The sequence below is a fragment of the Vibrio sp. Makdt genome, from assembly GCF_027587015.1.
Lineage (GTDB): Bacteria > Pseudomonadota > Gammaproteobacteria > Enterobacterales > Vibrionaceae > Vibrio > Vibrio chagasii_B.
On the sequence record NZ_JAPPTH010000010.1, the window covers coordinates 115,915 to 137,226 of the forward strand.

The window sequence follows — 21,312 nt, forward strand, 5'->3', positions numbered from 1 at the left end:
TCTTAAGCCCACCATATTTTTGTGCTTCCAAAAGAACGGTTTCTTACATTTCGTTTGTTTTTTTGATTTGATTGTTATGTTATAACACTTTTTAAGTTCCTTGTTATAACTGCTAATTTTTATGAAGTACCTCCGCATTATCCTGATTGTTGTTGCGATCAGTGCATTTTCACTTGCCGCTTTGCTCTCTTTCCATCCGGAACCGGAAAAAGAAATTTCAATAAAAGTAACGCCTTATCAAGAACTACACACGGACGGTGAGGAACAGGCGCACCCACAAGCTAATTCGAACTCATTGATCAAAATTCACTACTTTGTAAAAGTAGGGGACACACTGAGTAACATATTCGAATCGTGGAATCTGCCTTATGAAACGGTTAATAAAGTAATGGAAGCGGATCTTGAATCCTTGAAACTCGATACAATAAAACCCGGTGACCACTTAGAGCTGCTTTTAGATAGTGACTCCAAACAGCTTGTTGAGTTGGTGTTCCACGAAAGTTTGGTTGAGCAAGCTGCCTTTACTCGAAATGATGATGGGAGCTTCACCTATAAATTCCACGAGATACCAGGCGAATGGAAAGAAAAACTCTACGCGGGCAGTGTTCATGGTAGCTTTTCAACATCTGCATACAAAGCGGGGCTTACAACAGCTCAGATAGCCAATATTACTCGTACGCTGAAAGATAAAGTTAACTTCGCTCGTGAGCTTAGAGCCGGTGACAGCTTCAATGTATTGGTCAATGAGCAGTACACAGACAATCACTTAACGGGAAAAACAGAAGTTCAAGGCATCTCAATTCAATTAAGGAACCGAGAAGTAGCGGCGTTTTTAGCGCCAGATGGACTTTTTTATGACAGAGAGGGTAACAGCCTAGAGCAAGCCTTTGATAGATACCCTGTCGACAGAAAATTCCGAAGAATTACCTCTTCGTTTAATCCTAAACGTAGACACCCTGTGACAGGCCGAATCTCGCCGCACAATGGTACTGACTTTGCGACGCCAGTGGGCGCTCCGGTATATTCAACGGGTGACGGCCGGGTTGTAGCGCTTCGTGACCACCCTTATGCCGGTAAATACTTGGTGATTGAACACAACAGCGTATACACCACTCGTTATCTTCATTTGAGCCGCTTTTTAGTTAAGAAAGGGCAGCAAATTAAACGAGGTCAGAAAATTGCGCTATCGGGTGCAACGGGGCGTATCACTGGTCCTCATCTGCATTTTGAGGTGTTGGTTCGTGGTCGAGCTGTCGATGCGATGAAGGCGAACTTACCGATGGCAAGTTCGATTATGCCTAAAGATAGAAAAGAGTTTTTGGCTCGAATCGCTTATTTTGATGCCATGATCTCTAAGCCAGCACAACGCGCGAGCTAAAGATATTCAAACCTAATTTGGCAACTCAGACAAAAACGCCCCTTTGCTAGTGATTTAGCTAAGGGGCGTTTTTATAGGTAATCACGACTTAGCGAGTAATTAAGCAACTACTACCGCTGTGCCGCTGGCTGATACCATTAGCATGCCGTTACCTGTTCCAAGTACTTCGTAATCAATATCGACACCGACCACTGCATTTGCACCAGCTTCAATGGCTTTCTGTTCCAGCTCTTTGAATGCATAGTTACGGGCTTTTTCGAGTTCCTTTTCATAGGTGCCAGAGCGCCCACCAACAAAATCACGAATGCCAGAAAACATATCCTTGAATACGTTCACCCCTAAGATAGCTTCTCCGGCAATAACTCCTTTGTAGTCGACAATGCGTTTGCCTTCGACAGATTGTGTGGTGGTAATGATCATAATGGCCTCTTGTAAGTAACGGTTCTAGTGGACGTTGTCGTTATTCTAATCTTGTGTTGTATCGCTAAGTGTCATGTCTGAATTGGCAAATTCATGCCTTAACCATGTTCTCAGTTGTAGCACACTTTCTTGTTTTAACTTGTTTTTTGGGCAAACAAAATAGAAATCTTGATGTGGGTTAGCAACGGGGGCACCAAGCTCAACCAGCATGCCGTGGCTAATGTCATCTTTTACAAACAAGCGATGGGTGACTAATACACCTAGTGAACGAATCGCGGCTTGTACCGCTTGAATCGACACATCAAACGTTAGGTTGCTGTGAAAATTTGGCATCGGGATTTGGTAATGATCACACCACACTTGCCAGTCGTGTTTTCGCCTTGGGTTAAAGACACCAATCGTGGAGTTTTGCTCAACAAGCTTTTTGACGCTTAAATTCTCATTACTTTTGAGGAGCGTAGGGCTACACACCAACACCAGATCATCATCGCCCAGTTTTTCGCTGTAATACCGCTCCCACTCATTGGGCTTGCCATGCACAAGAGCAATATCAACCCCTTCTTGTTCAATATCGAAAGGGCCTGTTAGTGTTGAAATTCGAATATCAAGTGAGGGAGCAAAAGATTGAAAGTCAGGGACTCGAGGGATCCACCAGTGCATGGCGAGCGAATTTACCATGTTGAGTGTGATGCGATGGTCATTAGGCGTCCTTGCTAGCTCTTCAGTGGCTTCTATCACTTGCTCCAGTGCGGGAGCAACTTTGCGATAGTAGCGTTTACCTGCGGCATTTAGAACAACACGACGACCTACTCGCTGAAATAGAGGCTTATTGACCTGCTGTTCTAAGGACTTGATGGCTTGGCTTACCGCAGAGTGGCTGACATACAACACACGAGCGGCATCGGTCATGCTGCCAGTTTCTGCGACAGCAATGAAAGCGTAAACGGATTTAAGCGGAACGAGCTTTTTCATTGGTAAGTTTTCCTTACAGTTATGGTTAATATTACTCGCTATTTTTATTGACGTCACGCTTCTAAAATAGACAGCATAGGAGGTGATAATTATGTCTGATATTACCAAGGCGACGACTTTCATGTTGTTGTCGACATTCAGTTTGTCTTTAAGCGGTTTAGTGGCGAAGTATCTATCGGAAGCGATGCCTATTTCGTTACTGAGCTTTGTTCGTTTTTTGTTACCTAGCCTGCTCTTATTCTTGTTTCTTATCTTTTCTAAAATTAGTAGGCCGACGGGGCGTATGTGGAAGCCATTGGTGATGCGGGCGATATTTATGGTGGCATGTCAGTGGTGTTTTCTTACGTCGTTACAAACCTTAACGTTGGTAGAAGGTGTGGTGCTATTCAGTACTGGCCCTTTGTTTATACCGTTGTTAGAAAAGTTAATGTTTGGAACCAAGGTTCATAGAACAACCGTATTCTGTTTAGCGATAACCTTTGTTGGTGTTGTGATGATGGCTGGGGATTGGTCGCAGTTTAAATTTGGCTCTGAGTTCTTGAGGCCTGAATTGCTGCTTGGTTTGCTGGCTGGAGTATTCAACTCAGCGTCACAAGTGAGTTTATATCGTGCCTCTAAGGCTAGTCTCACGCCTGCAGAGCTCAATGCTTGGACATTTTTAGTTGCGGCGATACTGGTTATCCCGATGTTGGTGTTCACCTCAGTACAAGGCGTTTCTGGAGTGCAGGCTGACTCAAGCATTCTTAATACTTTAAAGACGGTTGACCAAATAGGCTGGATTGGAATAGGTGCATTTGGATTAGCGCTATGTACTGTTAATACACAGATCTTCCGTTCAAAGGCTTATAAGCTTGCAGAGAGTGGCTCTCAATTGGCTCCGTTAATTTTTACCAATATGCTGTTTAGTGCACTGTGGCAAGGTGTGTTCTTTGATGATGTATTTTCTACTCAGCAGTTGGTTGGTATTAACCTGATTGTTGCTGCGAGCATCACTAATACCTTGTTAGCTAAAAAGCGTAGTAAAGACGGGCAAGCAGCCAAGCCAACGAGCAACTCCAAAGAGAGCTCGGTGTTGGGTTTACAGCCAATAGTTAAGCGCTAAACCTTGTCAGTAACAGTTTAAAAAAGTGAGCGAATATACTCTTTTACTTTTTCGATGTGTTTCGTTTCATCGATATCGCATCGTTGGCTTAACTCAAGGAATCGCTCTGCGTATTTGTCATAGATTTTATTTTCTAAAAACAGTAAATAGAGCTTAGGATCAATATGACCGCTCGTCGCCATGTTGGTCATGATATTGAGCGATTCACTGAGCAGTTTTCCTTTTTTATACGGACGATCGCTGGAAGTTAGGGCTTCAAACACGTCAGCAATCGCCATGGCTCTAGATGGAAGAGGTAACTGGTCTTCGTTCAATCCTCTTGGGTAGCCCTTACCATCAATGCGTTCATGATGCCCACTGGCAATTTCGGGAATATTTTGCAGGTAAGGTGGGTATGGGAGCTTGTTTAACATGGTGAAGGTCTGAATGATATGGTCATTGATCATGAAGCGTTCTTCTTCGTTGAGAGTGCCACGATTGACCTTTAAATTATGCAGTTCGCCTTGGTTGTATTTAACTTCTCCCGGCTTAAGAACGAACTCTTCTTGCCACAATTCTGCTGGGTTAAAGCCGTTATCCCATGGAATTTTGTGCTCTGGTTTATCTGCAAGCAGTGGTTCCATTACTGGTAATGTCTGTTCACTGTTATCTGGTGCAGCATCGGCAGATTGCGACGATTTCTGCCACGACTCGTATCTCTCTTTTTCAGCCCAAGATATTCCAAGCTGATCGTCTAACGTTCGTTTCCATTGACGTTTGGCTATTTGGTCCAATCGTTCTAACTGATCTTGTGTCATTGATTCACCGCCAAGGTTGCACTGAGCAACAAAGGCAAACTCTTCATCGAGGTCGGAAAGGGTTTGTCCTAGGATCTGTAGCTGCTCTTCTTGAAGTCCACCATTCGCCATCGCTTTCCAGTAGTCAGTTTCGGCTTGTTGTTTGAGTAGTTCAAATCGCATACGAACTTCGTGGATTCGGTCGTAAATGGTCTCAAGTTTGGTTGCTTTGTCTACCACATACTCTGGGGTGGTGACTTTCCCGCAGTCATGCAACCACGCGGCTAACATCAACTCTTCCCATTGTTTGCTGTCTAGAGAGAACTGAGGGTAATAACGGTCGTCATCTATAGTCGCTTGGGTTAACCATTTGGTTAGCTCGGGTACTCGCTGACAGTGACCGCCAGTGTAGGGAGACTTTGTATCTATCGCAGAGGCTATTAACTCGATAAAGGCGTTGAGCATGTCTTTCTGCTGCTGCATTTGGTCAATGTTGTCTTTGGCTATTTCCGCAAAGCTCAATAGCTCTCTTAAAAAGGCATGTTTATCCGCTTGAGCTTTGGTAATTGGTCTTTCATAGCCAATAGCCACAATACCGACCAACAGTTTTTCACGGTTTAATAGCGGGAACAGGTACAGGTCTGAATTGAAGATGGAGTCTTGATAGTAGTTGAGCACATTGTCTTCTCGATTTAGGTGGATGGTCTCTCCAGACTTAAGTTTGCACAGTAACCAAGGTGTATGCTTGATGAAGTCATTGATGTCTGCTTTAAAGGGAATGATCGCTAGGTTAGCGGCGGTATCAAACACATCTTTCTCTTCTGACTGAGTAAACAGCACAATGGTTTCGGCCTTGGTTATCAGATAGCTTTGATGAGCAATGTTCTTGGCAAGTATCGAAAATTCCTGATTCCCTGCTGTGTCTCGCAGCAAGTTGATCAGGTCATGAAGCGTGTGTTCCATTAATTCAATGGAGTGGGCGAGGTTAGCGACCTCTTTAATCATGCTCTTTGGATAATGGGTACGACGGAAATCGAACCGAGCGATGTTATCGGTAAGCTGCATCAAGGTATTGAGTGGTTGGGATAGACGATTAGCAACCAACCACACGATACCAAAGCAGATGAACAACATCCCAATCGCGACGGCGACCTGTTTGTCACGCATCGAAATGAGGTCAGAAAGCAGTTCATTGTGTGGTGTAGCCTCTGCCAAATAGAGGGTCACGCTTTGGGTGAGCTCAACCGGAGTTAAGGTCAGTGCCCATGTGTTCAGGTTGTACTCGACGTTTTTGAGATTGAGGTTAAACTTTTCCTCATCTGAGATTAGCGGCCCCAATACTGAAGATTTTAACGCTTCCATTTGCTCTCGTTTGGGGATGTTGAAAAAGTTCTGCTCCTGCTCACTACCAGAGAGTTTGCCTGCACCAGTTACATTATTAGTATTGTCATGGTTAGCTTGGAAGGTGAGGTTAGAGGTCGTTAAATCCAGTTGATGCTGACCCAGAAGGTTAAAGTGTTGGTCAAATAGAGCCAGTCTGGTCTGCGGAGAGTAGGCCAGATCACTGATCTGAGAAGAGAGTGAACTCAGCGTGAAGTCGGCGCCTACCACGTGCTTGCCATCAGCTGAACGCCTAGACAGTGTAATGCCATTGGTTTTAAGAAAATAAAAAAGATAGGGCTCGGATAGGTGGATTGAACCATCGGGCTTTGCATTGCGATACCAAGTACGAGTCGTTGGGTTAAATTTACTCTCGCTTTGCACCGTGCTGATGACTTGATGTGCGCCATCGAGGTAGGTAATAAAGTTCTCACCATCCAAATTAGTGCTACTGACCATCATGGTCGCTTTGGCAGGGGCATTATTTTCGGCCCTTTGTTTATTGGTGCTCAAGGGGCGGAATATTCTAAAGTCGCCATCCTCCGAGCCATAGAAGAGCGCAACTAAATTCGTATTCTGTTTGAAGATGATATCGACTGATGCTAGCCAAGACTCCTTCTCGGTAGAGGAGCTTTGTTGATTAACAAACGGACTGACCGCCATCACGTTCAAAGTGGTGATGACAGGCGCTACTGCTTGCTTGAACACCGACTCTAGCTTGTCACGGTGCTCATTACTGACCTCGCGAACGGTTCCTAATAGCAACTCTTGAGAGTGTCGATAGCTTATTGATATCAAAACTGCGCCGACAAATGTTGTCAAAATTAGGAAAAGGCTAGTGATGTGGATACTCAGTGGATAACGTCTTCGTCTCATCTAACACTCCAGTGTGTGAACTGGTTTAAGTATTGACGAACTTGGGTAGGTAGCAAGAAATTGGCTCAATTACCGGTTTACGCGCTACTATGCCACCAAGCCAAAATAAAGCGTTAGCTTATGGTGCTAATTGTCACTTTCTGCTGATAAACTGGTTTCGTTGTTGCCACAAGGCACATCTTTCCAGAAAGAGATTTAAGGTTATTTTCTGAAAACGTTTAGAGAACAAGCTAGAGGGCATTGATTCATGGAACTCAAAGTAGATACTCACACTCATACCTACGCAAGTGGTCATGCTTACAGCACGCTTATCGAAAATGCTAAATCGGCAAAACAGAATGGTCTTGCCATGTTCTGTACCACAGACCACTCGGAGTCGATGCCAGGTGCGCCACACTACTGGTTCTTCAGTAATCAGCGTGTGCTTCCTCGCTTTATCGAAGACGTTGCAATTATCCGCGGCGTTGAATCAAACATTATGAACACTCAGGGTGAAATCGACATTCATCCGAGCGTTGATAAGAACCTAGATTGGGTGATAGCGAGCTTTCATGAGCCGGTATTCCGTCCGTCAGATTCTGCAGCTCATACTGAGGCTCTCTTAAATGTCATCAAAGGTGGTCGAGTCGATGCACTGGGTCATTTGGGTAATCCTAATTTTGATTTCGATTTTGAAGCGGTCATCCAATGTGCGGTAGAGCACAATGTCGCCATCGAGATCAATAACACGACATTGAAAGGCAATAGCCGTGTGGGCAGTGTTGATCGTTGCTACGAAATAGCAAGAATTGCGAGAGAAAAAGGTGCATTTATTACTACAGGGAGTGATGCACATTTCTGCCAAGATGTAGGCGGTTTAAATCTTGTTGCTTCATTACTTGATGAGGTGGGCGTAGATTCGAGCAAGGTGATCACCCATTCACCGCAGCAATTCTTGTCATTTTTGGCGCTACGTGGTCGCAACGAGATCCCAGAATACTCAGCACTTGTTTAAGAGAATGTTGGCAGGTTTGCATTTCGACACAATCAATTTTTGTGCCTGACGGATTTTTGTATACACTAGCCGGAAAATAATAAAGTCGAAGCGCTGCAATAATGACGGCGCTATCTTCAAAGTCACAGTTTCACTTGGAGAAACAATGAAAACTCGCTCAATCCTTTTATCTGGCCTAATCGCTGCAGCAGTAATGTCTGGCAACGCATTTGCTAACGTTGACCTTAAGAAAAACATGCAAGAAATGAAGCTTGCATTCAAACAAGCGGCAGAAGCTCAAAGCATTGAAGAGATGCAACAACCAATCGTTCGTTTAGATACGCTAGTGGCAGAACTAAAAACGGGTGTGTACCCAGTAGAGAAAGAAGAAAACTTCATGGAAGGCTTCAAGAAGATCAGTCTATCGATCGATAGCATTGAACAGAAGCTAGACCAAGGTGATTTCGAGGCTGCAAAACAAGAGCTGCGCACGATTGATGGCCTTCGTGAAGAGTACCACGACAAGCGTAACCCAAGTATCTGGAGCAAGATCTTCGGTTAATGGGTTAATCAGGAGCGTTTGCATGCTAGACGTTTAACAAAGCCCAAACCTCAAGATTTGATTTCTAAAACGCCGCCTATATTTACCTTTATTGGAAAATGTAGGCGGCGTTTTTATTGGTGGCTTTCTGACCGGGATCTGTACGCGTAGATGAATAATATGGGTTATGTTCTATTCGCGTAACCAGTTTTTAACTAAAAAGAGTGTGCGTTGGCTTCAACTTTTTAACCTGATGTTAATCTTTACGTTTACCTATATAACAAGTGCCTCATAATAAGGGAAATTTATAAAGATTTGGAATAATGCGCCGAACCTCGTTCAACCTCTCTATGTTACTTGCCACAGCGTTAAGCTGGGCTTTAGTGACATTAATGCCTGTTATCAATGCTCATGGTAATAGTGCGGGAGTGTGGGCGTCGTTGTGTACGGTCAATGGCTTTGAACTGGTTCAAATCGAAGAGGGTGAACCGAATACTCATAAAGGTAAGCCGTGTCCGTTTAGCCATTTTTCCACATTTCACCAAGATGAACTTCCAACTACACTACTCACAACTCGACTGAGTTTTATTGTCTCAGACAGCTACGCTTTTTTGGCTCTAAGCGAACGCTATTCGAGGCAAGCCCCCCGCGGCCCTCCCTTTGTTGCTTAAACCTAACTCATTAAAATAATTAAAAAATATAGTACTAAGTAAAGTTAAACATGCCTTAGCGACTTTCTGATTTTCAGAAGGTTCGTTTGCGCATGTCAAAGGAAATAATAATGTTGAGAAATGAATCTCAAACTACTGTGAAGGCACAAGCGACTTCGCAGTCTACAAGCAGTGCAACAAGCGGTTCGAAAACCAATATTAAAACCAAAGAGCGCAATAAAACTCTCTACTTCCTCACCTGGCGCTGGCACTTTTATGCTGGTTTATTCGTTATCCCATTCATGCTGATGCTAAGTATTACTGGCTTAGTGATGTTGTTTGACGATGAGATCGAACTGGCTTTTCATCAAGAGGCGATTGAAATTGCAGCATCCGGTGAACCAATCAAGGTTTCGCAGCAGTTAGCTGCAGTGCAAAATCACTATCCACAAGGTTCAGTGACACAGTTCGTACCGAGCAAATTGCCTGATATGGCCAACCGATTTTCAGTATCACTGGAAGATGGCACATCTGTTTTCGCCACCGTGAATCAATACACAGGTAAAGTCGTCGGTGAAGTACCACGCAGCGACAGCCTGTACCAGTTGGCAAACGACATCCACGGCACGTTATTGATTGGTGATTGGGGGGATTATCTAATCGAAGTCGCAATCAGCTTGTCGTTTCTGTTGCTCGTCAGTGGAATTTACCTATGGTTGCCACGAGACAACGCGAGCCGCGCAGGCTTTCTTAAGCTGAGAGTGTCATCTGGCCCACGCGTACTGATGCGTGATCTGCATGCGAATATCGGTGGCACGCTATCTCTTATTCTGCTGCTCTTTATCCTGTCTGGTTTGGCGTGGACAGGTTTCTGGGGCGGTAAGCTCGTCCAAGCATGGAGCACTTTCCCTGCTCAAATGTGGGATGATATTCCGCTGTCTGATAAGACACACGCATCGCTTAACCATGGTTCAGAAGAAGAACTGCCTTGGAATCTGGAACAGACACCACTGCCGTTGTCTCAAGATAAGCCAGCAGAACACGTTCATCATGTGGAAGAGGCGTCCGAACCTCATGATCATTCTAAGATGGGTGATGATCACTCTATGCATGTCTTGTCTGTTAGTAGCTTTGCCATTGATGATGTCATTGAGAAAGCACGAGCTCTTGGCTTCACGCAGTACAAGGTGAATTTCCCACGTTCTGAGACGGGTGTTTACACAGTGACAGCAAACACGATGGGCGGCGATATCATCGATCCCACTCAAGATCGTACCACGCACCTAGACCAGTATTCAGGTCGTATCCTTGGTGAAGTGACCTGGCAAGATTATAACTTTATCGCCAAGACATTAGCGGTCGGTATTTCTCTGCACCAAGGTGATATAAGTATTATCAACAAGCTTTTAAACGCTTTGTTCTGCTTGGCGTTCATCGTGGTGTCAGTCACGGGCGGTGTGATGTGGTGGATGCGTAGACCATCAGGTCAACGTAAGCTTGGCGCGCCACCTAAGTTTGGTGATGCTGGCTTATGGAAAGCTGGTTTGGTGAGTGTTGTGCTGATTTCAGTACTATTTCCTCTCGCAGGAGCAACGATTGTGACGGCCATGATATTGGATTGGCTACTGTTCTCACGTGTTGAGAAGTTCAAAACGGCGTTGAGCTAATTGAACCAAAAACGGACTTTTTCGGCTTGAGAAGGTCCGTTTTTTATTCTGGCGGGAAGTTGATTGTTCAAGAAAGTTTAGATTTGATAAAGCCTATTTTTGATAAAGCTCTATATTTGATAAAGCTCTAGCGGCAGGCCGTCTGGGTCTGCGAAAAACGTGAATGACTTCCCTGTTAACTCATCAACTCGAATCGGTTCAACGTCGATTCCTTGTCCTTCTAAATAGCTTTTTACTTGTTGAACGTCCTCAACACAAAAGGCTAAGTGTCTCAATCCTTGAGCTTCTGGAAAGCTCGGTCTTTCAGGTGCATCAGGGAAACTAAACAACTCTATTTGAGCACCATTAGGGAGTGCTAGGTCAAGTTTGTAAGACTGGCGCGCTGCTCGGTAATTCTCTGCAATAATTTCTAGCTTTAAAATCTCGGTGTAAAAGCGTTTTGAGGCTTTGTAGTCTGAGCAAATAATGGCGGCGTGGTGGATTCCTTTTAGCATCAGTTTATTTCTCCTGCCAACTTTTCACCCAAGTGTTCCATCGCGTAGTCAATGAACACGCGTAGGCGAGCGGGCATATACTTGGTTTGTGCAAACTGCATAGCGATGGCGCCGTGGTAGTTACTCTTGATGGTCCAGTCATTCAGTACTTGAACAACGCTGCCTTCTGTCAACGCATCTTGAATCACAAAGTCATGGAAGATGCCAATCCCCAAACCTTCTTTCACACCTTTTAGTCTCATTTGAGAGTGGTTCACGGCGTATCGACCACTGACGGAAACGGTGTGAAACTCATCATCTTTGAGAAAGTCCCAAATGTGGTCTTTGTCCGTTTCTGCAAGGTACAGACAATCGTGCTGACTAAGATCGGTTGGGTGGGAAGGTGTACCTTTGTGACTCAAATAATCAGGGCTCGCACACAGTACTAAGTTAGTCTTGCCTAACTCTTTTAGCACTAAGCTCTCATCGGGCTTATCGGTAAGGCGAAACGCAATATCGATGCCTTGGCGTAGTATGTCGATATCACCATCAGCAGCGCGTAACTTAAGTTGGATCTCTGGATACTGATTGAGAAATGGCACCACAAAAGGCTGAAGTACAGAGTTCAAAAACGCTTCTGGCGCGGCTACAGTAAGTGAGCCAGAAGGCTCGGTATGATCAGACGTCGATAACTCAACCGCTTGCTGTGCTGCGTTAATCATGACAACGCTCTGATCGTAAACCAGTTGACCTGCCTGAGTGATAATAAGCGTACGAGTAGTTCGCTCAAATAGCTTTACTGACAGTGCCTTCTCTAAACGCGTAATGAGCTTACTGAGTGCAGAAGGCGTTACCCCTAATTGCTTGGCTGCCGCAGTAAAACTGCCCTCGTTTACCACCAGGATAAATGAGGCAAGATCGGGAAGTAGGGCGATGAGTTTGGGATTGACCATAAGTATCCATGAGAGTCAGCGATGAGCGTAATAGCAATTGTGAGTGATCTAACTTAATTTGTGAATCAGTTTCATTAATTGGTTAAAGTAAAATGAGTCGTGATGATGTTTAATCATCGATTGTTTAACTACCGATTTGCCTCCTCTTCAGCTCAAGGCATTTGAGCAAATTACCCAACGCCCGACAACATTTAGAATCATGCGACTTAGTGGATTGTCCATCGAATTTACTGTCAATAGCACCTGACATATCCATACAAAGTATTACAAACTCGCGACATTAAAGCCGATATTATTCAAGAACTTTATGTTCATAAGATTGTCACAAGACAACACAAAAATAATCGGTATCAATAATGGCAAAAATTTGGCTTGTCTCTGCTGTAAGCGTTGCATTGCTTGGCGGCGGTGCATATTTTTATCTGCAATCTTCCACTCAACCAGAGACGTTTCCAACGCTGGTGGTGGCAAAGGGAACCATTGAAAAACAGGCGGTAGCGGTCGGCAATATTGTTCCTGCGCACTCAGTGTCTATTAAGTCGCAAATCGATGGCATTGTGGGTGAGATGTACGTGCAGGTCGGTGAGAAGGTCAAGCAAGGCCAAGCATTGATTAAGGTTCGTCCGAACCCGACGCCTCAAGCGCTTACTGATGCTTCAACAGACTTAATGCGCAGTGAAGCGGACCTCGAATCAGCCAAACAAAAGCTCGCCAACCTAGAAAGCTTGGTGAAGCAAGACATCATTCCAAAGAACTACGATGAATACGTCAGCGCGCGCTCAGCAGTGAAATCGGCTCAAGCGAACGTACTGCAAAAGCGTCAGAACCTAGAACTGATCCGTAGTGGTGAAGCTTCTATTGGTGATGCCCGTTTAACTTCAACCATTTATGCACCAATTGATGGCACAGTATTAAATCGCAAAGTGGAAGTGGGTGAACCAATCATCTCAACTGAATCTAGCCAAGCCGCTACAGAAATGATGTCTCTGGCTGACATGAACAGCTTGATCTTCAAAGGCAGTGTCAGTGAGCACGATGCCGCGCAGCTTACTCCGGGCATGCCTGTGTTACTTACCGTTGCGCCTTATCCTGATATGGAAATTTCCGGTGTGTTAACCAAAGTTGCAATCCAATCAGAGAACCTTAACTCGCCAGAAGGTAACGCGACGGCAAAAAGCTTTGATAACGGGTTTGAAGTGGAAGTTGGTGAACTGAAGATCCCGAAAGAGATCTTATTGCGTTCAGGCTTCTCATCCACTGCACAAATCACACTGAAGAAATCTGAGAATGTCTTAACCTTGCCAGAACGAGCACTGCAATTTGATGGCGATACACCAAACGTATTGATCCCAGATAGCTCAGAGCAAGGTTTCCACAAACAAAAAGTGCAGCTTGGTTTGTCGGATGGCATCAACGTAGAAGTATTAGATGGCGTTAAGCTAGACGAAGAAATCATCGATAACAGCATGATGATGGGAGCCGCGCATGGCTAAACGAAACCTATCTAAAATCGGATGCGCGATCCTGACCGCCACACTCAGCTTACCCAGCTATGCTATCTCGATTGAACAAGCGTGGCAGCAGGCGAAACAAAGTGACCCAAACTACGAGAAAGCCAAAATTGGTGTTCAACTTGGCGAAGTGGGTGTGGATGCAAGCCGCAGTTCACTCTTACCCGATTTAAGTGCGACGGCTTCGGCGAATTGGAATGAATCCACTGACAATACCAACAGTTATGGTGCATCGCTTTCTCAAACTATTTGGGACAGCAGCTTGTGGTCAGATTTGGATCAAGCCAATGCCAACTACATCAAAGCTCAGCTCGAACTGGCTCAATCACATAATGAATTAGCACAAAGGTTGCTTTCATCGTATTTGGATGTCGCAAGTGCACAAGGTGACTTGCAGTTGGCGCAGTCCAAGTTGGAAGAAGGCAATAAACTGCTGAAGATCATCGAGAAGCGTTACCTCGCGGGTAAAGTGAAATCCGTTGACGTTGAAGAGATCCGTGCGACCCAAGTTGCCGATAAAGCCGGTATTTTGAATGCGCGCTCAGATTTAGAAGTCAAACGAGCAGAGTTGTCGGCCTTGATTAACCAAGTTCCACAAGACGTTGACCAAATTCGCACTGATTCTCTTGTTCAACCGCCAATGATGGTGGAATCGCAAGAACAATGGCTAAAGCTTGCTAAAGACAGCAGCCCAGAATTGCTGGTGGCAACACAGAACGTCAAAGCCAGCGAGTTTGCCAAAGATTCAGCCCAAGGCGGTTACTACCCAACGGTGAAAGGTAATGTTGGATATAACGATGATGACCGACGTAAAGACGGTGAGTTCAGCGCTGGCATCACACTAAGCGTACCGATTGACTTGAATGGCGCAACGCGTGCCAGAGTGGACGAAGCGTCACTCAATACTTTCAGCGCAAAACAAGACTTACGTAAAGTTGAAATCGACATCCAAAAGCGCGTGATCCAGCAATTTACTCAAGTCGACATCAACTGGAATCAAGTCTTAATGGCGAACGAGCTGGTGACTTCTCGTGAGAAAGTGTTGCGCAGCAAAGAGAAACTTTACGATGCGGGCTTGTTAGAAGTCTCGGAAGTGATTAGTGCGCACAACAGCTTGTTTGAAGCCAAAAACAGCCTGCAAAACAACCTGTATAACTACTGGCGTCAGCGTATCGGCTTGTTGCAAACCGCAGGTAAGTTAGATGACGACACCATGGTACTGATCTCCCGAGCATTTAATTCATGATCCGTCTATTGCAGCAAACTTTATTACAGCAAACCTTATTGCAGCAAACTTGGCAAACACTGATGGCGCATCGCATGAAGAGCATGCTGGCCATCGTGGCTATTGCTTGGGGGGTGATTTCGGTTGTGGTTTTGATTGCATTGGGTGAAGGTTTTTATCGCCATCAAACTCAGCAGTTGTCATTTATGGTCAACAATGTGCAAGTCGCCTTTCCGTCGAGCACCAGCAAACCTTGGCATGGCTTACCCCTGAGACGCCAGATCCAGATCCCACAGGATAAGGTCGATATGATCGAACAATCGGGTTTTGTGAAACAAGCATCTAGCGTTTATGCCAAGTGGGATGCGAACGTCACCAATGAAAAAGGGCAGAACCTGACAAGCTTCGTCAGTGGCATTGATTCCCATTACTTCTCGTTGATTCAACGTAAGTTGGAGTCGGGTTCACGTAACCTTTCACCCAGTGATATTGCCAACCACACCCGCGTTGCGATTCTGGGGGATCAAGTCTCAAGGATGGGGGGAATTCACGTTGGGCAAACCACCAAAGTCAATGGTATCCCATTTTTGGTAATCGGCATTATGAAAGACGAAGATGCGGGCATTTCATTTGGTGATAGCCGTAAAGTCTTCATCCCTCAAACTACCTACCTTGATTTGTGGGATGCCAAACCTTGGATGGTGCTACTCAAGCCTGTCGACGGTATGGATAGCAATGCATTCCGACAAGCCATCGTTAACTTTTACGCTAAACAACTGCACTTTGACCCGACCGATAAAGAAGCGGTTAACTTGCCAGACTTTAGCGAGGGAGCGGCGGTAATCACGGGTATTTTCCGCGGCATTCAAATATTCTTGGGAGCAAGCGGCGCAATGACCATGGCTGTTGGTGCGCTTGGCGTTGCGAACATCATGTTCCTCTCTGTGACAGAGCGAACTCGAGAAATCGGTGTACGCTTGGCGATTGGTGCTACGCAAAAATCCATACTCAACCAATTCATCCTTGAAGGACTTATTTTGGTGGCGGTCGGTACAGCTCTCGGCTTAATGGTTGCTTATTTAGTGGTCGCGTTGCTTGGTTCCATTACCTTACCGGAGTGGTTAGGTTTTCCTGTGATTACGGGAGATTCGATTACTTTGTCATTGTTGGTGACTCTCGTTCTAGCGCTGTTGGCGTCTTATTTTCCGGCAAGGCGAGCATCGCGTCTCACCCCCGTAATAGCATTAAGTGCGAGGGCGTAAATATGTTGCTACCAATGAGACAAATCTTTCAAGAAATGGCAGCAGAAAAGCTGCGTTTGGGATTGACCATTCTTGCCGTTGCATGGGCAACCCTATGTATCGCAGCCATGCTGGCGGTGGGCGAGGGCATTCGTCAAGGCGTATTAAGAACCGCGCAAGATGGCAACGGGAACCTGATTTACTTAACCGGGGGCATGGCGACCGTCGATTATGGCGTGTTCCACCAAGGTAAGTTTTTAACCTTAAAAGCCGACGATACCGAGGTAATTAAAGCCCTACCAGAGGTGAAAAGCGTTGCGCCAACCGCCGTTTGGGATGAGCGCATTACAGTCGGTGATCGAGGAATATGGCAAAAACCACTAGCCGTCACGACTGACTTTGCATCTATGACCAACTTAATCCCAATGGATGGCGGACGTTGGCTCAATCCACTTGACCAAAAAGAGATGCGTAAAGTCGTTGTGTTGGGCTATTCACTTGCTGCGGACCTGTTTAACCCTATTGAAGATTTCAGCTGGTTTACCCCTGTGACACTGCAGACCAACCCTGTCGGTGAAAAGGTCAAGATTGGCAGTGAAGAGTTCACCGTAATTGGTGTGTTGAAGAAGAACAGTGCTGAAATCGAACAGGGCGACCAAATCAACTACGCCAGCTTCGTGCCGTTAGCAACGTGGCAACGCTTTCATACTAACGGCGATATCGGAGGCATCAACGTCGAGCCGCAAGCTCATGCTGATCGTGAAAAACTGGCAAAGACCATTCGTCAGGTCATTGCTCGTAAACACGGCGCCAGTGTGAGTGATGAGCAGGTCGTCCAAGTGGAAGACATGTTCCTCAAACAGAAAAGCATGCAGCAGTTCTTGATTGGCTTACAAAGCTTTCTTGGCATCATTGGCTTCGTCACGCTGGCCGTAGCGGGCGTAGGGATTGCGAATGTCATGTACGCGACCGTAAAACGTTCCACCCGAGACATCGGCGTGCGTATGGCAGTTGGTGCCACGCCCACAGCTATTCGTCTTCACTACCTAGTGCAATCACTGATGACGATGATGCTCGGCGGTTTGTTGGGGTTAGGTGTTACTTACATACTTGTATCGGCCATCAGCGCCATAAACCTAGAAGGCAACACCTTCTATGAACACCTTGGTAAACCGGTCCCTGAGCTGTCTTGGATCGTTGTTGCGATTGTGATTTCTACCTTGGTGTTTATTGGTGTCGCTTCTGCATGGCTGCCTGCAAACCGCGCCGCCAAAGTGAGCCCATTGGAGGCGCTGCAAAGTGAATAACAAAAACTCTGGAGATAAGATGTCGAACACACCACTGGTTGATTTGACCAACATTTGTAAATACTACTCAAGCGGAGAGGCGGAAGTACGTGCGCTAGACGGTGTCGACTTGACCATCAACCAAGGTGAATTTCTTTCCATTCTTGGTCCGTCTGGCTCAGGTAAATCGACTCTGATGAACATGCTGGGCTGCTTAGATAAACCGACCGATGGCCAATACCAATTGGGTGGTCAAAACGTCGCAAGTTTAAGCCCGAATGAGCTAGCCGGTATTCGTAACCAAAAGATAGGCTTTGTTTTCCAAAGCTTTAACTTACTGGAATACGCGACAGCATTGGATAACGTGGCACTACCATTGGTTTACTCTGGCATCAAAGCCAAAGAACGTCGCCAGCGCGCCGCGAAGTTGCTTGAGCAAGTTGGGCTAGGGGATCGCCTCGACCACAAACCAAACCAGCTTTCTGGTGGTCAAAAGCAGAGAGTGGCGATTGCAAGAGCCCTAGTTAACGATCCGCAAATCATCTTAGCGGATGAACCAACGGGGGCATTGGATTCAAAATCTGGCGCAGAGATAGAGGCTTTGTTTAATCGTCTTCATGCACAGGGACGAACATTGATTATCGTGACGCATGATAATTCGCTTGCTGAACGAACCAAGCGAATCGTGACGATCAAAGACGGAAAGGTATTGTCTGACCGCAAAGGGCAACATTACTCAGCCTAGTGCGTTGATCTTTGACTAGAGGCTGCTCTATTACCTTAACTCTAGACCGCTCTTCGTTAATGGTATTTTGGCTGTGTGCATCTGCTAATGTGAAATAGGTATGGAGGTACCATAATTAACACAGCTTTATTGAATACTCTGTATCTATTCTACTTACTCTATATACTGGCTGAATAATAACATTTAAATCAGTCAGTTATAGAGGTGTTATCTATGGATAGATCAGAAAGCTTGTTTCAAAAGCAGCGTATAAAACGGTTTAATTTTTCAGTATGGACAGTTCTTACTGGAACGTTACTCGCCCGAACAAGCTACTTTATGGCATGGCCTTTTCTGATCGTCTTTCTCTATGAAGATTACGGTGCGTCTGCGATTGAAGTCGGTACCATGCTAGCGGTATCCGCGGTTGTTGGTGCTGGAACTGGGCTCTACTCGGGTTACCTTTCGGATAAGCTAGGACGTAAATGGGTCATGGTGCTAGGCAGTTGGATTGCCTCGATATCCTACACTGGCATCGCATTAGCGAGTGAAGTGTGGCAGTTCTATGTGTTGATCATGATGACGGGTCTAATGCGCCCAATGATCGAAGCGCCAGCTAAGGCAGTCATAGGCGATAATCTCAAAGACTCCAAAGATCGTGAGTTAGCGCTGAACATTCGTTACTTCTTGCTTAATCTGGGTGGCGCACTTGGTCCATTGATTGGTATCACTTTGGCTCTTTCTCAGCCACAAAACCTGTTCTTTGTTGCTGGTGGTACTTATGTCGTTTACGGTTTCTGGCTGTTGTTAGGAATTGAACGAAAAGGTACTTTTACCAAGCCAGATCCCTCTCAACTGCCTAATTTCGGCGCGACGCTTAATGTGATTCGTAAAGACAATATTTTTGTAAAACTGATGGTCGCCAACTTCATCATGATGTTTGTCTACGCGCAGGTTGAGTCGTCAATTCCTCAAGTCATCGTGCGCTCTTCAATCGCTGATGCCGCTCAACTCATTGCTGGGTTAGTTTTGGTGAATACGCTGACGATTATCGTTTTCCAGTTCCCAATGCTTAAATGGCTTGAGCACGTACCGTTGTTTGTAAGAACTCGAATCGGCATGATTTTGATGGCGATTGCGCAAATTGGCTTTCTTTTTACACCAAATGATTGGCCACTAGGTTGGGGAATTGCTTGTTTTATATTAAGTTTAGGGGAAGTGATTGCTTTCCCAACCCTGAATGTACAAATCGATAGAATGGCACCGCCACATCTGAGAGGCTCTTACTTCGGTGCGGCGGCACTTTACTCTCTTGGCTTTGCTATTGCGCCATTGCTTGGTGGTGTGGTGATAGAGATGTTGAGCGCCTACTGGCTATTTGTGCTCTGTTTCATCCTATGCTTGGCGATGATTTGGTTGTACTGGTTGGCAGAGCATACTGAAGACAGTGTCGAAAGAGAGTCGATGACCCAGACTTAGCGAGATGAGCCTTGGGTGTTAAGCGACTGATAATAACTAAGGCAATGTGAGTTATGGATAAATCGAATTTTGCACAAAAGTTAAAGTATCTGCGTGAAGAGAAAGCTTTATCTCAGGAAGAGTTTGCTGAGCTACTTTCTCATTCTCACCGAGCATTTTCTGGTGTCAATCAGGTGATGGTGAGCCAGTGGGAAAGGGCGAAGACACTGCCCAGTTTTGTTCGTCGTCTGGGTATTGCGAGCTTCTTCCAGGTTGATTATGACTTCTCTGTTGAAGAAATGGTGCAAGTGAAAGCAGCAACCAAGAACGCTGAGCGCCCGTTCAGTGTTGATATTGGTTACGATTACGAGGTGACCAGTGTCGAATCACATAGCCTTTGCTCACTTCCTGTAAAAAGGCTTAAGTCGATTCAAGGAATGCATCAAAAAACTTACGGCAGAGATTTTATCGAAGTCGCGAGTCATTTGGGTGTGAAGAGAGAAGAGATGCAGGTGCTGTGTTTTCTTTATGAGGGCGTCATCATTGGGCATGTGGTGTACGACGGTGTCAGCAAGATGCTGTGCAGTGTAGGGGCCGTGAGTATTGTTATTCGTCGTAAGATCTTTGATTACATGGCCGACAACTTAGCTGATACTGAATTCTGTTTTCCTACTCTTGATCCAGCTATGTGCCAGTTTCTTTATGATCTCTATTTAGAGCCATACATGAGCAAGCTTGGCATGCCTTTCTTTAAAGCTGATATTAAAAAAGTGGTGAAAAATCCCTTTTCTCAGAATATCCAAAACAAGCACGATATCTATTTCAAGTACATCCGTTACCATGACCTAAAACAGAAGAAAAAAAGCGTTGAGTTTGTTTTAAGCTAGCCCACTCCTTAGTAGAGCAGAGTCATTACATGACCAGTCTAAGATCCGTCAACGGAAGTGGCTTCGAGTATAGGAAACCCTGACAGCGATCGAAGCCAAGCTGGTGGACACGTTGATGTGTATCTACATCTTCAACACCTTCCGCTACGGTTTTAATTCCAGACGCCTTACAGTAAGCCAAAGTTTGCTGGATTAGTTCAGAGCGAGAACTGTCTTGGCTATTTACAATCGACTTATCAAATTTCACTTCATCGACATCAAGGTTCATCACTTTATTCATGTCTGAGTAACCCACACCGAAATCATCGATAGAGATTTTAATACCAAGCGCTTTATAGCGTTTAATCTGTTCGCAGAGCTCTTCATCCCATTGATCGGCTTCACTGAGTTCGAACGTTAACTGTTTTGCTTTGAACGAGGTATTCCAAAGTAGTTCACGTACTTTTTCTACGTTGTCTGGGTTCGCTAGTACTTTCTTGCTGATATTAACGGCCAAGTTCAAGTGTGCTGATAGCGACTTCACTTCAGTTAAAGATTGCTCAAGAACACTAAAGAAGATCTCTTCTTCGTAACCTAGCGCGAACGCACGATCAATGAACACACCGGGTGAAAAGACACCTTCTTCGGGAATATTCAGACGAAACAGTGCTTCTACGCCTGTTACTTTCTCTGCACTCGATTCTACTTTTGGTTGATAAAAGCAGGTGTGCCAGTCGTTTTCGAAGGCTTCTTGAATGATGTGGTCGGATAGTGTCATGGGCTTGTTTCTCATCTTATCTTGGGCATTTGTGTAACGGCCGCACATTCTGAGAGAAACAG

19 protein-coding genes are annotated in these 21,312 nt (G+C 45.3%); 13 read left to right on the forward strand and 6 right to left on the reverse strand.

Translation table 11 applies throughout. The features are described 5' to 3' along the window. The first annotated feature begins 121 nt into the window (after positions 1 to 121). A complete protein-coding gene (locus OH460_RS14145; protein WP_269998018.1) occupies positions 122 to 1,378 on the forward strand; it encodes a peptidoglycan DD-metalloendopeptidase family protein in 1,257 nt (418 codons plus the stop codon). 99 nt (positions 1,379 to 1,477) lie between these two features. Here the strand turns inward: OH460_RS14145 and OH460_RS14150 are convergent, their stop codons facing one another. After that, positions 1,478 to 1,798, reverse strand: coding sequence for a heavy metal-binding domain-containing protein (locus OH460_RS14150; RefSeq protein ID WP_004730185.1), 321 nt, complete (start codon positions 1,796 to 1,798; stop codon positions 1,478 to 1,480). 45 nt (positions 1,799 to 1,843) lie between these two features. Further along, on the reverse strand, positions 1,844 to 2,770 hold the full coding sequence (locus OH460_RS14155) for a LysR substrate-binding domain-containing protein (RefSeq protein WP_269998020.1): 927 nt from the start codon (positions 2,768 to 2,770) through the stop codon (positions 1,844 to 1,846). 91 nt (positions 2,771 to 2,861) lie between these two features. Between OH460_RS14155 and OH460_RS14160 the strand changes: the two genes are divergently transcribed. After that, positions 2,862 to 3,872: a DMT family transporter gene (locus OH460_RS14160; protein WP_269998022.1), complete on the forward strand. Its 1,011-nt coding sequence runs from the start codon at positions 2,862 to 2,864 to the stop codon at positions 3,870 to 3,872. A 17-nt stretch (positions 3,873 to 3,889) separates the two neighbouring features. Here OH460_RS14160 and OH460_RS14165 read toward each other — a convergent pair whose 3' ends face one another. Next, positions 3,890 to 6,904: an HD domain-containing phosphohydrolase gene (locus tag OH460_RS14165; RefSeq protein WP_269998023.1), complete on the reverse strand. Its 3,015-nt coding sequence runs from the start codon at positions 6,902 to 6,904 to the stop codon at positions 3,890 to 3,892. A gap of 247 nt (positions 6,905 to 7,151) precedes the next feature. Here OH460_RS14165 and OH460_RS14170 point away from each other — a divergent pair, with 247 nt between their 5' ends. The 4 genes from OH460_RS14170 to OH460_RS14185 all read left to right on the forward strand — a co-directional run bounded on the left by OH460_RS14170 (position 7,152) and on the right by OH460_RS14185 (position 10,735). After that, positions 7,152 to 7,898, forward strand: a complete 747-nt coding sequence (locus OH460_RS14170) for a phosphatase (RefSeq protein WP_269998025.1) — start codon at positions 7,152 to 7,154, stop codon at positions 7,896 to 7,898. A 145-nt stretch (positions 7,899 to 8,043) separates the two neighbouring features. Beyond that, positions 8,044 to 8,439: a cytochrome b562 gene (locus OH460_RS14175; protein WP_269998027.1), complete on the forward strand. Its 396-nt coding sequence runs from the start codon at positions 8,044 to 8,046 to the stop codon at positions 8,437 to 8,439. A gap of 302 nt (positions 8,440 to 8,741) precedes the next feature. Continuing rightward, on the forward strand, positions 8,742 to 9,089 hold the full coding sequence (locus OH460_RS14180) for a hypothetical protein (RefSeq protein ID WP_269998029.1): 348 nt from the start codon (positions 8,742 to 8,744) through the stop codon (positions 9,087 to 9,089). A 110-nt stretch (positions 9,090 to 9,199) separates the two neighbouring features. Further along, positions 9,200 to 10,735, forward strand: coding sequence for a PepSY-associated TM helix domain-containing protein (locus OH460_RS14185; protein WP_269998031.1), 1,536 nt, complete (start codon positions 9,200 to 9,202; stop codon positions 10,733 to 10,735). A gap of 110 nt (positions 10,736 to 10,845) precedes the next feature. On the opposite strand, the gene gloA2 is transcribed toward OH460_RS14185, so the two are convergent. Together gloA2 and OH460_RS14195 are read right to left on the reverse strand one after the other, a co-directional pair. Then, the gene (gene gloA2, locus OH460_RS14190; protein ID WP_269998032.1) at positions 10,846 to 11,229 is read right to left on the reverse strand and encodes an SMU1112c/YaeR family gloxylase I-like metalloprotein; all 384 of its coding nucleotides are present in this window, start codon (positions 11,227 to 11,229) and stop codon (positions 10,846 to 10,848) included. Further along, the gene (locus tag OH460_RS14195) at positions 11,229 to 12,161 is read right to left on the reverse strand and encodes a LysR family transcriptional regulator (RefSeq protein WP_116870845.1); all 933 of its coding nucleotides are present in this window, start codon (positions 12,159 to 12,161) and stop codon (positions 11,229 to 11,231) included. Before OH460_RS14195 ends, gloA2 begins: the two co-directional genes overlap by 1 nt. Before the next feature lie 356 nt (positions 12,162 to 12,517). Between OH460_RS14195 and OH460_RS14200 the strand changes: the two genes are divergently transcribed. The 7 genes from OH460_RS14200 to OH460_RS14230 all read left to right on the forward strand — a co-directional run bounded on the left by OH460_RS14200 (position 12,518) and on the right by OH460_RS14230 (position 20,493). Continuing rightward, a complete protein-coding gene (locus OH460_RS14200) occupies positions 12,518 to 13,654 on the forward strand; it encodes an efflux RND transporter periplasmic adaptor subunit (RefSeq protein WP_269998035.1) in 1,137 nt (378 codons plus the stop codon). Further along, complete coding sequence (locus tag OH460_RS14205) at positions 13,647 to 14,918, forward strand: TolC family protein (protein ID WP_269998036.1); 1,272 nt, start codon at positions 13,647 to 13,649, stop codon at positions 14,916 to 14,918. Before OH460_RS14200 ends, OH460_RS14205 begins: the two co-directional genes overlap by 8 nt. Continuing rightward, a complete protein-coding gene (locus OH460_RS14210; RefSeq protein ID WP_269998038.1) occupies positions 14,915 to 16,159 on the forward strand; it encodes an ABC transporter permease in 1,245 nt (414 codons plus the stop codon). Before OH460_RS14205 ends, OH460_RS14210 begins: the two co-directional genes overlap by 4 nt. A 2-nt stretch (positions 16,160 to 16,161) precedes the next feature. Then, positions 16,162 to 17,445: an ABC transporter permease gene (locus OH460_RS14215; RefSeq protein WP_269998040.1), complete on the forward strand. Its 1,284-nt coding sequence runs from the start codon at positions 16,162 to 16,164 to the stop codon at positions 17,443 to 17,445. A 19-nt stretch (positions 17,446 to 17,464) separates the two neighbouring features. Next, the gene (locus tag OH460_RS14220; protein ID WP_171731835.1) at positions 17,465 to 18,169 is read left to right on the forward strand and encodes an ABC transporter ATP-binding protein; all 705 of its coding nucleotides are present in this window, start codon (positions 17,465 to 17,467) and stop codon (positions 18,167 to 18,169) included. A gap of 213 nt (positions 18,170 to 18,382) precedes the next feature. Continuing rightward, positions 18,383 to 19,627, forward strand: coding sequence for an MDR family MFS transporter (locus OH460_RS14225; protein WP_269998042.1), 1,245 nt, complete (start codon positions 18,383 to 18,385; stop codon positions 19,625 to 19,627). A 53-nt stretch (positions 19,628 to 19,680) separates the two neighbouring features. Next, positions 19,681 to 20,493, forward strand: a complete 813-nt coding sequence (locus tag OH460_RS14230) for a helix-turn-helix domain-containing protein (RefSeq protein ID WP_239962102.1) — start codon at positions 19,681 to 19,683, stop codon at positions 20,491 to 20,493. A gap of 25 nt (positions 20,494 to 20,518) precedes the next feature. Here OH460_RS14230 and OH460_RS14235 read toward each other — a convergent pair whose 3' ends face one another. Continuing rightward, entirely contained in the window at positions 20,519 to 21,250 is a 732-nt protein-coding gene (locus tag OH460_RS14235; protein ID WP_105058834.1) for an EAL domain-containing protein, read from the reverse strand. Between the last annotated feature and the right edge of the window lie 62 nt (positions 21,251 to 21,312).